This window comes from Streptomyces sp. LZ34 (assembly GCF_053890475.1).
In genome coordinates, this window is record NZ_CM132680.1 from 2,992,705 (window position 1) to 3,006,201 (window position 13,497).

A 13,497-nucleotide genomic window follows, 5' to 3' on the forward strand; every position below is an offset into this window, starting at 1 on the left:
GCCCCGGGTCGCGCCCGATGCTCTCAGATACGAGCTTGTCAGATGACAGGCGGTCGGCCCAGTCGGGTCAGGCGCCATACCGTACGCCACTTCATGGGGCGGCGTGCACCACACGGTGTCTTCCAGCCTTCCCGGAACCCGCCCAACCAGGCACGGAGGGCGGCTTTCGAGGGTCGCCGGGCCAAGGTGAGCAGCAGCCAGACGCCGAGATACACGGGGATGAGCGGGATGGGGAGGTTGCGCCGCGCCAGCCAGACCCGGTTGCGGGCGACCATACGGTGGTAGACCGCGTGCCTGCTCGGCGCGGTGGCCGGGTGGTGCAGCACCATGTCCGACCGGTAATCGATCATCCAGCCCGCGTTCAGGGCGCGCCAGGCGAGGTCGGTCTCCTCATGGGCGTAGAAGAAGTCGTCCGGCAACCCGCCGACCTGCGCGAAGACCTTTGTACGGACCGCGTTGGCACCGCCGAGGAAGGTGGTCACCCGCGAGGACCGCATGGGGTCGGAGGCGCGCAGCCGGGGCACATGGCGGCGCTGCGTGGTGCCGGTCTCGGGGTCGGCGATGCGGAAGGAGATGATGCCGAGCTCCGGGTCGGCGGCGAAGGCCTGCCGGCACAGCTCGGCGGTGTCCGCATGGGGCAGCAGACCGTCGTCGTCGAGGAAGAGCAGCACGTCGACCTCGGTGCCGCCGGGGCCGAACGCCTCGATGCCGACGTTGCGCCCGGCCGGGATGCCGACGTTCTCCGGGAGCTCGACGGTGCGCACCCCGTCCGGCAGCTCGGGCAGCGGTGAGCCGTTGCCCACGACGACCACCTCGATCCGGTCGCCGTGCTGCTTGGCGACCGAGTCGAGCAGCGCGCGCAGCTCGTCGGGGCGGTTGCCCATCGTCAGGACGACCGCGCCGACCGTGAGTGTGTCCGTCATCACTTCAACCTGCTCGACGCGAGGATGGACACCAGGTGAAGAAGGGTTTGCAGAAGGGCGATGCCCGCGAGTACGGCGACGCCGAGCCGGGAGAAGAACAGGTCGCCCCGCACCGAGTCCAGCACCGCCAGGACCAGGATCAGCAGGGACGCCTCGATCCCGAGCACCAGCCGGTGGAACTTCAGCGCCCCGGCGGCCCTGCGGGCCATCGCCATGCCGGAGGAGCGCGGCTCGGACGCCGCCTCCTTGACCGGCGGCAGCCCGCCCTGGTGGCGGGCGACGCCGACGAGGTCCGTCTCGGCCTTGATCAGGATCGCGCCGAGGGCGGCCAGGGTGCCGAGGAAGGCCCAGAGCCAGTCGATCCGCCCGCTGCCCCACAGATCGGCGGCGCGCAGGCCGAAGCCGACGAGCACCGCGGCGTCGGTCAGATAGGCGCCGACCCGGTCCAGGTAGACCCCGCCGAGGGAGAACTGCTGCCTCCAGCGCGCGATCTCGCCGTCGACGCAGTCGAGCAGCAGGTAGAGCTGGACCATCAGCACGCCGAGGACGGCGCCCGCGATCCCCGGCACCAGCAGTGCCGGGGCCGCGAGCACGCCGCAGACGGTCATCAGGTACGTGAGCTGGTTGGGCGTGACCCGCGTGTTCACCAGATGCCGGTCCACCCGCAGCGAGATCTCCCGCATGTACAGGCGTCCCCCCCAGTGCTCACCGCTCCGCCGGTCCTTCACACCCTCGGGGTGGACGACCGGGCGGAGTTCAGCCACCGATGGTTTGACTGACTGCTTTGGCATAGTCGGCGTATGCGTCCCTGATCGCGTCGGAGGAGAGGTCAAGGTGCTCGAGGATCGTGTAGCGCCCGGGGCGGGTCTGCGGGGCGTACTCCACCGCCTTGACGAACTCGTCCTCGCTGAATCCGATTTCGGTCGGCAGGACGGGCAGGCCGTGCCGCCGCAGTACGTCGACCATCAGCGCGGATTCCTCGAGCGCGCCCCGCAGGTGCATCGCGAAGGCGGCGCCGAGGCCGACCTGCTCGCCGTGGAGCGCGGAGCGCTTGGGGTAGAGCAGGTCGAAGGCGTGGCTGATCTCATGGCAGGCGCCGGAGGACGGCCGGGTGTGACCGGCGATCGACATGGCGATGCCGGACAGCACCAGTCCCTCGGACAGCACGGTCAGGAAGTCGTCGTCGCCGCAGCCGCCGGGGTGCCGGAGCACCGACTCGCCCGCTGTACGGGCCATGGCCGCCGCGAGGCCGTCGATCGGCTCGCCCGTCTCGCGGTGCGACAGCTCCCAGTCCGCGATCGCGGAGATGTTGGAGACGGCGTCGCCGATGCCGGAGCGGACGAAGCGCACGGGGGCGTCACGGATCACGTCGAGGTCGATGACCAGCGCGATCGGGGTCGGCACACCGTATGAGCCGCGGCCCGCGTCGTTGTCGAGGATCGACACCGGCGAGCAGATGCCGTCGTGCGACAGGTTCGTCGCGACGGCGACCATCGGCAGGCCGATACGCGCGGCGGCGTACTTGGCGGCGTCGATGATCTTCCCGCCGCCCAGGCCGACGACGGCGTCGTAGTGCCCGGACTTCATGGCGTCAGCCAGCTGGATGGCGCCGTCGATGGTGCCGTCGGCCAGCTCGAACCAGTCGGCGCCCGGCAGCACCGGGGCCAGCCGGTCGCGCAGTACGGCGCCGGAGCCGCCGCTGATCGCGATCGCCAGCTTGCCGGAGGCCGAGATGCGCTGGTCGGCCAGCAGGCCCGCCAAGTCGTCCAGGGCCCCGGCGTTGATGTCGACGGAGACGGGAGACGGGATGAGGCGGGTCAGTACTGGCATGCGATCTCACGGCCCTTCGCGAGGTCGTCGTGGTTGTCGATCTCGACCCACTTGATGTCGCCGATCGGGACCACGTCGACCTTGAAGCCGCGGTTGACCAGCTCCTGGTAGCCGTCCTCGTAGTACAGGTCGGGGTCGCGCTCGAAAGTGGTCTTCAGCGCGTCCGCCAGCTCCGCGGCGGCCTCGCCCTCGATGAGGGTGACGCCGATGTACTCGCCGGTCGCCTCGGCCGGGTCCATGAGCTTGGTGATCTTCTGGACGCCCTTCTCGGGGTCCGCGACGACCTTCATCTCCTCGTCGGCGAGCTGCTTGACCGTGTCCAGGGCGAGGATGATCTTCTGGCCGTTGCCCCGGGCGGCGAGCAGGGTCTTCTCGACGGAGACCGGGTGCACGGTGTCGCCGTTGGCGAGGATCACGGTGTGCTGGATCGCGTCACGGGCACACCACAGGGAGTAGGCGTTGTTCCACTCCTCGGCCTTGTCGTTGTCGATGAGGGTGAGCTTGAGGCCGTACTTCGCCTCCAGCGCCTCCTTGCGCTCGTACACGGCCTCCTTGCGGTAACCGACCACGATCGCGACCTCGGTGAGGCCCACCTCCGCGAAGTTGCCAAGGGTGAGGTCGAGGACGGTGGTGTCACCATCGACGGGCACCAGGGCCTTGGGAAGGGTGTCGGTGTAAGGGCGCAGACGCCGTCCGGCGCCGGCCGCCAGCACGAGGCCGATCATGCGGGTTCTCCTGTTTCGTCGTGTACAGCGGGTGCTCCGGAGGACACCCAGAAGCGGATGCTCTCGCTGAGCACGGTCAGCGCGAGGGCCGCCGCGAGGGCGGTCAGCGCGATGGTGAAGCCTTGGTTCTGCTCGTACAGCAGGGCGGCGGCGACCGTGACCGCCAGGGTCCGCCCCTCGTGCCCGCCGATCGCCCGCACCAGCCGGTGCGGGGGCGCGCCGGTGCCGCCGCGGATGCGGTACACCGTGTCGTAGTGATGGTAGGCGACCGCCGACACCAGCCCGAAAGCGGCGGGCAAGGCCCCGTTCACCCCCGAGTCAGCTGCCAGGACCAGGATGGTGCCGTATTCCGCGGCGCGGAAGACCGGCGGTACAAGCCAGTCGAGCGGGCCCTCCAGTGGACGGGCCACGGCCAGTCCGGAGGTGAGCGCGTAGCCCGCGGCGGCGACGACCGCCCAGGGGCTGCCGAAGGACGTGAGCGCCGCCACGGCGACCACGACGGCCGCCCCGAGCAGGGCGAGGGCGGGGGCGGCGAGGGCCGGGAGCCGGCGCGCGGCCCCGCGGAGGGCCGCGGCGAGGCCCTGGGCGAGCAGGCCCGAGTCGGCGAGGTCCGCGAGGGCGAGCGCCGCGCGGTCCGTACGCCGCGCCTTGCGGGTCAGCGACCGCAGCACCCGGCCCGCGGTGGTGTAGCAGGCGGCCAGCGCGCAGCCGATGAGCAGCACATAGAAGGTGATGCGGGGCGTGGTGCACGCGGTGAGCACCGCGATCAGCGCCCAGCGCTCGCCGATCGGCAGCACGATCATCCGGCGCAGCCAGACGGTCCAGCCGACGCTGTCGAGGCGGTTGGAGAAGGTGGCGGTGGGGCTGGTGTTGCCGGTGGCGTCGTGGTTCGCCTCGTTGAAGGAGAAGTCGACGACGTGGCGGCAGGTCTGCAGCACCATCGCGCCGAGCGCGAGCGCCCATACGTCATCCCCGCCCCCGCGCGCGGCGCCCAACGCGAGCCCCGCGTAGTACGCGTACTCCTTGGCCCGGTCGAACGTGGCGTCCAGCCAGGCGCCGAGCGTGGAGTACTGGAGGGAGTAGCGGGCGAGCTGGCCGTCGGTGCAGTCCAGGACGAAGGAGGCGATCAGCAGCAGCCCGGCCGCGATGAATCCGGGGCGGGTGCCGGTGGCCGCGCAGCCCGCCGCGACGAGGGCGGTGAGCAGGGAGGCGGTGGTGACCTGGTTGGGCGTCAGCCCGCGGCGGGCGCACCAGCGGGCGATGTAGCGCGAGTAGGGGCTGATGCAGAAGGTCGTGAAGAAGCCGTCACGCGACTTGACGGCGCTGCGCAGTCGCACCCGCTCGTCGTCCACCGCCCGGGTGCGGGCCAGCGCCTCCGTGCGCCCCGGCGCGTCCTCGGGCACGTCGGCGACGAGCACCCCCAGCTCGGGCCGGTGCACGGCGACGTCCTCGGCGTCCAGTGCGTCGGCGAGGGCGTCGGGCAGTACGGCGAGGCCGTCCGGGGCCGGCAGGAGGACCTCCGCCCCGGGGGCCGCCGTGGCGCCGGCCGCGGCGAGGGCGCCGCGCCCGGGCGCCGCCGCCCCCGGTGCGTACGCCGCCAGCGCGCGGGTGAGCGCCGCGCGGGCCTCCGGCTGGGCGGTGAGGGCGCCGTGGACCGCGGCGGCCGGGAAGCGCGGATCGGTCAGGGCCAGGCGCAGCGCGTGGACGTGGCCGACGAAGCGCGGGTCGACCAGGGCCACCCGCTCACGCGCCGGGGCGGCCGCGAGTTCCCTCGCGACCCCGGCGGCGTCGGCTGCCGTGCGCACGTCGAACCCCAGCGACCGCAGGTCGTCCTCAAGAGACGAGCCCGCGACCGCGGGACCGGTGAGAATGGCGGTCGACAGACGAACTCACTCCTTGGCAGCTGGCACGGTGGCCGCGCCGGACAGGGATCGGCCGGTGGCCGCCGTCCGGACAGCGGTCGTCGCACGCCCCGGGCCCCATGAGGGGCGGGCGGCACGTCGGCAGAGGCTATCGGATGAAAGGAAGCGTCCGTTCACCGCACATTCATCACCCGCTCGGAGGAACGACGGCTTCCGCTGCCGCGATCATCATGGTGGATGGCGGTGCTCCAGGACAAACGCCGCCCGCCCCGGCTGTGGATAAGGTGCGGTCATGACGTGGCTGATCACAGGTGGTACCGGATATATCGGGGCGCATGTCGTGCGGGTCATGGCGGAGGCCGGGGAGCGTGTCGCCGTGCTCGACGATCTGTCCAGCGGTGTCGCCGAGCGGCTGCCGGACGGCATCCCTTTGGTACAGGGCTCCACGCTCGACCGTGAGCTGCTGGACCGCACCTTCGCCGACCTCGGCGTGACCGGGGTGGTGCACCTGGCGGCGAAGAAGCAGGTCGGGGAGTCCGTCGAGCAGCCGTTGCGCTACTACCGCGAGAATGTGCACGGCCTGACGGTGCTGCTGGAGGCGGTGGTCGCGGCCGGGGTCGGCAGCTTCGTCTTCTCCTCCTCCGCCGCCGTCTACGGGATGCCGGATGTGGAACTCGTCACCGAGGACACCCCCTGCCGGCCGGTGAACCCGTACGGAGAGACCAAGCTGGCCGGAGAGTGGCTGGTCAGAGCCACGGGCGCGGCCCATTCGATCTCCACGGCCTGTCTGCGCTACTTCAATGTGGCGGGCGCCACCCGCCCCGAGCTGGCCGACACCGGAGTGTTCAACATCATCCCGATGATGTTCGAGCGGATCACCCAGGGCGAGGCGCCCCGGATCTTCGGCGACGACTATCCGACGCCGGACGGCTCCTGCATCCGTGACTACATCCATGTCGAGGACCTGGCCTCCGCCCACCTCGCCGTGGCCCGCCGGCTGGCCGAGCGGCCCGGAGGGGGCGATCTGACGGTGAACATCGGCACCGGCAAGGGCGTCTCGGTGCGCGAGATGGCCCAGCTGATCGGCGAGGTCACCGGCCACCCGGAGCTCGCCCCGGTGGTCGAGGCGCGCCGCGCGGGCGATCCGGCCCGGGTCGTCGGATCGGCCGAGCTGATCGCCAAGGAGCTGGGCTGGAGCGCGCGGCACGGGGTGGCGGCGATGGTGCGGTCGGCCTGGGAGGGCTGGTGCCTGCACCACCCTGCTTCCGGGCGGTCTTAGACCGTCCGGCAGCAGGGAGCGCGGGCTCAGGCCCGGCGCGGCTGACCGTGCCTTAGGGGACCGCCGTAGTTCACTGGGCCGTAGGCAGCTGGCGCGCCCGGGCAGTGGCGGCGCGCGGGAGGAGGCCGTACATGGGCGCGGGCCACGACCACGGCGGCGGCCTCGGCACGGCGGGCGCCGCGCACCAGTGGCGGCTGCGGGCCGCCCTCGGCATCACGCTCACGGTGATGGCCGTGGAGGTGGCCGGCGGTGTGCTCGCCGGTTCGCTCGCGCTGCTCGCGGACGCCGGCCACATGGCCACCGACGCCCTCGGGCTCGCCATGGCGCTGCTGGCGATCCACTTCGCGAACCGCCCGCCGAGCCCGCGCCGCACCTACGGCTACGCACGGGCCGAGATCCTGGCCGCGCTGGCGAACTGCCTGCTGCTGCTCGGCGTGGGCGGCTACATCCTGTACGAGGCGGTGCTGCGGTTCATCACCCCGGTCGCCAGCCACGGCGGGCTGACGATCCTGTTCGGCGCCGTCGGCCTGGCCGCGAACGCGGTGTCACTGGCGCTGCTCAGGGGCGGGCAGCGGGAGAGCCTCAACGTCCGCGGGGCGTTCCTGGAGGTGCTGGCGGACGCGCTGGGCTCGGTCGCGGTCCTCGTATCGGCGGGGATCATCGTGACCACCGGCTGGCAGGCGGCGGATCCGATCGCCTCGCTGCTGATCGGCCTCATGATCGTGCCGCGGACGTTCCGGCTGCTGCGGGACACGCTGAACGTGCTGCTGGAGGCGGCGCCGCGGGAGGTGGACATGGATCAGGTACGGGCCCACATCCTCGCCCTCCCCGGCGTCGAAGGGCTGCATGATCTGCATGTATGGACCATCACCTCGGGCATGCCGGTACTCTCCGCACACGTGGTCGTCAGCAGGCGGGCGCTGGACGCCGTCGGCCATGAGCAGATGCTGCACGACCTGCAGGGCTGTCTGGGCGAACACTTCGACGTGGCCCACTGCACGTTCCAGCTGGAGCCAGGCGGACATGCTGAGCACGAAGCCAAACTTTGCCACTGACGCAGGGCACAGGTGCGGCAGACTTGAAGGTTCCGAGACGGACGATGAGGATGGTCATGCCAATCACACCCGCCAACGGCCGTACCACCGACTCCGCCAGGCCCGCCGCGCCGGGCGCACCGGCCGGTTCCACGGAGTCGATCATGCTGGAGCTGGTCGACGAGGACGGCAGGACCATCGGCACCGCGGAGAAGCTCTCCGCCCACCTCGCCCCCGGCCGGCTGCACCGGGCCTTCTCCGTCTTCCTCTTCGACGACGGCGGGCGGCTGCTGCTCCAGCGCCGGGCCCTGGGCAAGTACCACTCCCCCGGCGTCTGGTCGAACACCTGCTGCGGCCACCCGTACCCCGGCGAGCCGCCGTTCGTGGCCGCGGCCCGGCGTACGGGTGAGGAGCTGGGGGTGGCGCCCGCGCTGCTGCGCGAGGCGGGCACGGTGCGCTACAACCATCCGGATCCGGTGTCGGGGCTGGTGGAGCAGGAGTACAACCATCTCTTCGCGGGGCTGGTCCGGGCGCAGCCGCACCCGGACCCGCAGGAGATCGACGAGACCGCCTTCGTCACCCCCGAGGAGCTGACCCGGCTGCTCGAGCGGAACCCCTTCTCTGCCTGGTTCATGACCGTGCTGGACGCGGCCCGGCCGGTGATCCGGGAGGTCACCGGAGCGGCGGCAGGCTGGTAGCGGCCCGGGCGGCCGCGAGCGGCAGCGCGGCCCAGACCACCTTGCCGCCGCTCGCCGTGTGCTGGACGTCGTAGACCCCGCCCTCTTCCTCGGCGATCGTCTGGACCAGTAACAGCCCGCGCCCCCCGGTCCGGCCCTGGTCGGCCATCAGCGCCTTGGGCCGGTAGGGGTGGTTGTCCTCGACCGCGACCCGCACCCAGTCCGGACCGATGGACACCTCCACGGCGATCTCCGGGGAGAGCAGCGCCGCGTGCCGTACGGCGTTGGTGACCAGTTCGGAGACGATCAGCAGAAGGTTCTGCACGAGCTCGTCAGGGGCGGGCACCCGCTGGTGGGCGAGCAGGTCCCGCACCGCGTGCCGGGCCTGTGGGACCGAGGTGTCGAGCGCGGGGGCGGTGAAGCGCCAGACGCCCTCGTAGGCGACCGGCCCGCGGGGCGGGGCCGCTCCCCGTTCAGGAGGGACGCTCCCGACGATTTCCATGTCCGATCCCCACCCATCGCCGCAGCTCGACCTCTCGTCATCGAGTGTTGGGAACGTGTCGGTACGGACCGGCTGACTGAGCGCAAGTCGCTCCCTATCGACGGCTTTTGACCGCGTGCGTATGCCAGAGTCACTCGCTCGACTGTTCCTGCCCGGCCTGCTTCCGGCGATGCCGACAGTCGCTTGAGCGGGCCGGATACGATCCGCGCCATGGAGCCCTGCCTGCAGCACGACGTCACCGACGGCATAGCGACCGTCGTGATCCGCAACCCCGCCAAGCACAACGCGCTGACCCCCGGCATGTGGCGCGCGCTGCCCCCGCTGCTGGAGCGGCTGGCCGCGGACCCGGCCGTACGGGCGCTGGTGCTCACCGGCGAGGGGGACACCTTCAGCACGGGCGCGGACATCGGCTCGCTGGGCGCGACGTACGAGGACACCACGGCGCTGGCGCTGCCCGCCGAGGAGGCCCTGGCCGGGTTCCCCAAACCGACGCTCGCCGCGGTGCGCGGCTACTGCGTGGGCGGCGGCTGTCAGCTGGCCGCCGCCTGCGACCTGCGGTTCGCCGAGCAGGGCGCCCGCTTCGGGGTCACTCCGGCCAGGCTCGGGATCGTCTACGCACCCTCGTCCACCCGGCGGCTGATGGACCTGGTCGGCCCGGCGCCCGCCAAATACCTGCTGCTCTCCGGCGAGCTGATCGGCACCGAGCGGGCGCTGCGGACGGGGCTGGTGGACGAGGTGCTGCCGCCGGGCGGGCTGGGCGAGCGGGTGGCGGAGTTCACGCGGGTGCTGCTGTCCCGCTCCGCGCTCACCCAGACGGCGGCCAAGGAGTTCACGGCCGGGCCCGTCGATCCGGCGCGCCTGGACTACTGGCGGGACCAGGTGCGCGGCAGCGGCGAGATCGGGGAGGGCGTCGCCGCCTTTCTCGAGCGGCGCGCCCCGCGCTTCGGCTGGACGCCCCCGACGCCGGCCGACGCCGGCGTCCCGATGTAGCCCGGCCTTGTCACGACAGACCTGTACGACAGTCTTGTGCGACCGCGGCGCCCGGGCCCGACACACTCCCCATACCCGCAAGTAACATACGGTCATGACCTCACTTCCCGAGCGTGCCGCGCGGCGCTGCCACAGCGTCGTCAACCCCATCCACTCGAGCGTCTACTTCGCGCCCGACTTCGGGCGAGAGCTCAAGCGGCTGGGGATCGAGGACCGGGGCGCCGACTACTTCGTCAACCGCGCGGCGGCGTTCGGCCGCGTCGGTGCCGGGACCGTCACCGCGACCTTCTTCAACTTCAAGCACGACCTGGTCGCCCGCCACCTCCCCGCCGCCTGGGACGTGGTCTCCCCCGAGGCCGCGCTGGCGGCCCGGCTGCGCGCGGTCGACAGCGTGCTGCGGCGGCTGCTCGGCGACGACGCGGTCTCCTCGAAGGAGATGGCCGAGGCCGCGGAGCTGGCGCTGCGCGCCACGGAGGCGTGTTCCCGCGCCGCCCGCCCCCTGTACGCCGCGCACGCCGACCTCCCCGTCCCCGACGCCCCGCACCTGGCCTACTGGCACGCCGCCACGCTGCTGCGCGAGCACCGCGGCGACGGCCATCTGATGACCCTCCTGGGCGCCGGGCTCGACCCCGTGGAGGCGCTGGCCAGCCATGCGGCGAGCGGCAAGGGCATGTCCCCGAAGTGGATCCTGCGGACGAGGGGCTGGTCGGACCAGGAGTGGGCGGCCGCGCGGGAGCGGCTGCGGGAGCGCGGACTGCTGGCCGCCGACGGGGAGTTGACCCCGGCGGGCACGGACCTGCGCAAGGCCCTCGAGGACGAGACGGACCGGCTGGACCGGGCCCCGTACGAGCACCTCGGGGCGGCGGGCGTGGCGCGGCTGACGGAGCTGGCGGGCGCCTTCACCAACGCCGCGATCGCGGCGGGCGCGTTCCCCGCGGACCTCATCGGCAAGCGCTGAGCGGCATCGGCAAGCGCTGAGCGGCGGTGGGCGGTTTGCCGGTGGCGCGGTGGGTTACCCGGTCGTTGAGCACGATCCGCCGCCTCCCGACGGCGCCCAACCGCACGCCGCGCACGCCGGCGACTGCCCGTGCCCCGCGTCGCGTACGGCGCCCGGCGACGACTTCCGGTCGGTCGCGCCCGCTTGTGTCAGTGCCACCTGCCACAATGCAGGTCGCAGCGCAGACAGAAAGCGGAGCGTGATCGTGACGACGTCCATCGAAGGCAGGATCGCCGAGGAGCTCGGCGTACGGGAGCGGCAGGTGAGGGCCGCCGTCGAGCTGCTCGACGGCGGCTCGACCGTGCCCTTCATCGCGCGGTACCGCAAGGAAGCGACCGAGATGCTCGACGACGCGCAGCTGCGCACCCTCGAGGAGCGGCTGCGCTATCTGCGGGAGCTGGAGGAGCGGCGGGCCGCGATCCTGGAGTCGGTCAGGTCCCAGGGCAAGCTCGACGAGGCCCTGGAGGCGCAGATCCTGGCCGCGGACTCCAAGGCCCGGCTGGAGGACATCTACCTCCCCTTCAAGCCGAAGCGCCGCACGAAAGCGCAGATCGCGCGGGAGGCCGGGCTCGAGCCGCTGGCCGAGGGGCTGCTCGGCGACCCGTCCGTGGAGCCGCTGGCCGCCGCGGCCACCTTCGTCGACGCGGAGAAGGGGGTCGCGGACCCCGCCGCCGCGCTGGAGGGCGCGCGGGCCATCCTCACCGAGCGGTTCAGCGAGGACGCGGACCTCATCGGCGAGCTCCGCGAGCGCATGTGGACGCGGGGGCGGGTGGCCACCAAGGTGCGGGAGGGCAAGGAGGAGGCGGGCGCGAAGTTCGCCGACTACTTCGACTTCGCCGAGCCGTTCACGGAGCTGCCCTCGCACCGGGTGCTGGCGATGTTCCGCGGCGAGAAGGAGGAGATGCTCGAGCTCACCCTGGAGCCTGAGGAGCCCTCCGAGGTAGCGGGCCCCACCTCGTACGAGCGCAGCATCGCGCACCGCTTCGGCATCGCCGACCGGGGCCGCCCGGCCGACAAGTGGCTGGCCGACACGGTGCGCTGGGCCTGGCGCACCCGGGTCCTGGTGCACCTCGGCATCGACCTGCGGCTGCGGCTGCGGCAGGCCGCCGAGGACGAGGCGGTGCGCGTCTTCGCCGCCAACCTCCGCGATCTCCTCCTCGCCGCCCCGGCCGGCACCCGCGCCACGATGGGCCTGGACCCCGGGTTCCGTACCGGGGTGAAGGTGGCCGTCGTCGACGCCACCGGCAAGGTGGCCGCGACCGAGACGATCTACCCGCACGTCCCGCAGAACAAGTGGGACGAGTCCCTCGCCAAGCTGGCTCGGCTGGCGCGCGAGCACGACGTCGAGCTCATCGCGATCGGCAACGGCACGGCGTCCCGCGAGACCGACAAACTCGCGGCCGAGCTGTGCGGCGCCCATCCCGAGCTGAAGCTCACCAAGGTGATGGTCTCGGAGGCCGGCGCCTCGGTGTACTCCGCCTCGGCCTTCGCCTCCCAGGAGCTGCCGGGCCTGGATGTCTCGCTGCGCGGCGCCGTGTCCATCGCGCGGCGGCTTCAGGACCCGCTCGCCGAGCTGGTCAAGATCGACCCGAAGTCGATCGGCGTCGGCCAGTACCAGCACGACCTGTCCGAGGTGAAGCTCTCCCGCTCGCTCGACGCGGTCGTCGAGGACTGTGTGAACGGCGTCGGGGTCGACGTCAACACCGCCTCCGCCCCGCTGCTCAGCCGGGTCTCGGGCATCGGCGGCGGGCTCGCGGAGAACATCGTCGCCCACCGGGACGCCCATGGCCCCTTCCGCAGCCGCAAGACGCTCAAGGACGTGCCCCGGCTCGGCCCCAAGGCGTACGAGCAGTGCGCGGGCTTCCTGCGCATCCGCGGCGGCGACGACCCGTTGGACGCCTCCAGCGTGCACCCGGAGGCGTATCCGGTGGTGCGGTCGATGGCCACCTCGGCGGGCGACGCGGTGGCCTCGCTCATCGGCAACACGTCCGTGCTGCGCAGGCTCAGGCCGGAGGAGTTCGTCGACGACACCTTCGGGCTGCCCACGGTCACCGACATCCTCAAGGAGCTGGAGAAGCCCGGCCGCGACCCGCGGCCCGCGTTCAAGACCGCGACCTTCAAGGAGGGCGTCGAGAAGATCGGCGACCTGGCCGCGGGGATGATCCTGGAGGGCGTCGTCACCAATGTGGCCGCGTTCGGGGCGTTCGTCGACGTCGGTGTGCACCAGGACGGCCTGGTGCACGTCTCCGCGATGTCGAAGACGTTCGTCAAGGATCCGCGGGATGTGGTGAAACCGGGGGACATCGTGCGGGTGAAGGTCCTGGACGTGGACATCCCGCGCAAGCGGATCTCGCTGACGCTGAGACTGGACGACGAGGCGGGCGCGGGGTCGGGCGGCGGCCGCGACCGCAACCGGGACCGCTCCGCCCAGGACGACCGCGGCCCCCGCGGCGGCGGCCGCCGTGGGGCCCCTCAGCAGCGCCAGGGCGGCGGCCGGGGGCAGCGTGGCGGATCCGGCGGCCGCGACGCGGCCCCGGCCAACGGAGCGATGGCGGACGCGCTGCGGCGTGCGGGGCTGCTGGACCCGAAGAAGCGGTAGCGCCTCCCGGCGGGGGATATCGGGGTTACGGCGCGCCGCCCGCGAGCGGCGGGCCGCCCCTCCCCGGCGCGGGACCGCC

At 72.4% G+C, this 13,497-nt stretch carries 12 protein-coding genes; 6 read left to right on the top strand and 6 right to left on the bottom strand.

Features of this window, described 5'->3' with window-relative positions:
* Positions 1 to 38 precede the first annotated feature (38 nt).
* From ACWY4P_RS11190 to ACWY4P_RS11210, 5 genes are read right to left on the bottom strand one after another with little or no spacing between them, the layout of a single operon-like run.
* Positions 39 to 923 carry a glycosyltransferase family 2 protein gene (locus tag ACWY4P_RS11190; RefSeq protein WP_456210280.1) on the bottom strand — a complete coding sequence of 295 codons (885 nt, stop codon included), beginning with the start codon at positions 921 to 923 and terminating at the stop codon, positions 39 to 41.
* Positions 923 to 1,714: a CDP-alcohol phosphatidyltransferase family protein gene (locus tag ACWY4P_RS11195; protein WP_456210282.1), complete on the bottom strand. Its 792-nt coding sequence runs from the start codon at positions 1,712 to 1,714 to the stop codon at positions 923 to 925. Before ACWY4P_RS11195 ends, ACWY4P_RS11190 begins: the two co-directional genes overlap by 1 nt.
* Entirely contained in the window at positions 1,680 to 2,753 is a 1,074-nt protein-coding gene (locus ACWY4P_RS11200; protein ID WP_456210284.1) for an iron-containing alcohol dehydrogenase family protein, read from the bottom strand. Before ACWY4P_RS11200 ends, ACWY4P_RS11195 begins: the two co-directional genes overlap by 35 nt.
* Entirely contained in the window at positions 2,741 to 3,478 is a 738-nt protein-coding gene (locus ACWY4P_RS11205; protein ID WP_456210286.1) for a phosphocholine cytidylyltransferase family protein, read from the bottom strand. The genes ACWY4P_RS11200 and ACWY4P_RS11205 overlap by 13 nt, the downstream gene beginning before the upstream one ends.
* Positions 3,475 to 5,361 carry a DUF5941 domain-containing protein gene (locus ACWY4P_RS11210; protein WP_456212884.1) on the bottom strand — a complete coding sequence of 629 codons (1,887 nt, stop codon included), beginning with the start codon at positions 5,359 to 5,361 and terminating at the stop codon, positions 3,475 to 3,477. Before ACWY4P_RS11210 ends, ACWY4P_RS11205 begins: the two co-directional genes overlap by 4 nt.
* A gap of 271 nt (positions 5,362 to 5,632) precedes the next feature.
* Here ACWY4P_RS11210 and galE point away from each other — a divergent pair, with 271 nt between their 5' ends.
* The 3 genes from galE to idi all read left to right on the top strand — a co-directional run bounded on the left by galE (position 5,633) and on the right by idi (position 8,351).
* On the top strand, positions 5,633 to 6,619 hold the full coding sequence (gene galE, locus ACWY4P_RS11215) for a UDP-glucose 4-epimerase GalE (RefSeq protein ID WP_456210288.1): 987 nt from the start codon (positions 5,633 to 5,635) through the stop codon (positions 6,617 to 6,619).
* Positions 6,620 to 6,750: 131 nt separating this feature from the next.
* Positions 6,751 to 7,674, top strand: coding sequence for a cation diffusion facilitator family transporter (locus ACWY4P_RS11220; RefSeq protein ID WP_456210290.1), 924 nt, complete (start codon positions 6,751 to 6,753; stop codon positions 7,672 to 7,674).
* A gap of 56 nt (positions 7,675 to 7,730) precedes the next feature.
* Positions 7,731 to 8,351: an isopentenyl-diphosphate Delta-isomerase gene (gene idi, locus ACWY4P_RS11225; protein ID WP_456210292.1), complete on the top strand. Its 621-nt coding sequence runs from the start codon at positions 7,731 to 7,733 to the stop codon at positions 8,349 to 8,351.
* Here the strand turns inward: idi and ACWY4P_RS11230 are convergent.
* On the bottom strand, positions 8,326 to 8,832 hold the full coding sequence (locus ACWY4P_RS11230; protein ID WP_456210294.1) for an ATP-binding protein: 507 nt from the start codon (positions 8,830 to 8,832) through the stop codon (positions 8,326 to 8,328). The genes idi and ACWY4P_RS11230 overlap by 26 nt on opposite strands.
* 210 nt (positions 8,833 to 9,042) lie before the next feature.
* On the opposite strand from ACWY4P_RS11230, the gene ACWY4P_RS11235 reads away from it, so the two are divergent.
* From ACWY4P_RS11235 to ACWY4P_RS11245, 3 genes are all read left to right on the top strand, one after another.
* Positions 9,043 to 9,822: an enoyl-CoA hydratase/isomerase family protein gene (locus ACWY4P_RS11235; protein WP_456210296.1), complete on the top strand. Its 780-nt coding sequence runs from the start codon at positions 9,043 to 9,045 to the stop codon at positions 9,820 to 9,822.
* 94 nt (positions 9,823 to 9,916) lie between these two features.
* A complete protein-coding gene (locus ACWY4P_RS11240) occupies positions 9,917 to 10,780 on the top strand; it encodes an SCO6745 family protein (protein ID WP_456210298.1) in 864 nt (287 codons plus the stop codon).
* 244 nt (positions 10,781 to 11,024) lie between these two features.
* Complete coding sequence (locus ACWY4P_RS11245) at positions 11,025 to 13,418, top strand: Tex family protein (RefSeq protein ID WP_456210299.1); 2,394 nt, start codon at positions 11,025 to 11,027, stop codon at positions 13,416 to 13,418.
* The last annotated feature ends 79 nt before the right edge of the window (positions 13,419 to 13,497 follow it).

Coding starts and splice junctions, on each gene's coding strand:
- ACWY4P_RS11190 (WP_456210280.1), bottom strand. CDS start 923: ATGACGGACACACTCACGGTCGGCGCGGTCGTCCTGACGATGGGCAAC.
- ACWY4P_RS11195 (WP_456210282.1), bottom strand. CDS start 1,714: ATGCCAAAGCAGTCAGTCAAACCATCGGTGGCTGAACTCCGCCCGGTC.
- ACWY4P_RS11200 (WP_456210284.1), bottom strand. CDS start 2,753: ATGCCAGTACTGACCCGCCTCATCCCGTCTCCCGTCTCCGTCGACATC.
- ACWY4P_RS11205 (WP_456210286.1), bottom strand. CDS start 3,478: ATGATCGGCCTCGTGCTGGCGGCCGGCGCCGGACGGCGTCTGCGCCCT.
- galE (WP_456210288.1), top strand. CDS start 5,633: ATGACGTGGCTGATCACAGGTGGTACCGGATATATCGGGGCGCATGTC.
- ACWY4P_RS11220 (WP_456210290.1), top strand. CDS start 6,751: ATGGGCGCGGGCCACGACCACGGCGGCGGCCTCGGCACGGCGGGCGCC.
- idi (WP_456210292.1), top strand. CDS start 7,731: ATGCCAATCACACCCGCCAACGGCCGTACCACCGACTCCGCCAGGCCC.
- ACWY4P_RS11230 (WP_456210294.1), bottom strand. CDS start 8,832: ATGGAAATCGTCGGGAGCGTCCCTCCTGAACGGGGAGCGGCCCCGCCC.
- ACWY4P_RS11235 (WP_456210296.1), top strand. CDS start 9,043: ATGGAGCCCTGCCTGCAGCACGACGTCACCGACGGCATAGCGACCGTC.
- ACWY4P_RS11240 (WP_456210298.1), top strand. CDS start 9,917: ATGACCTCACTTCCCGAGCGTGCCGCGCGGCGCTGCCACAGCGTCGTC.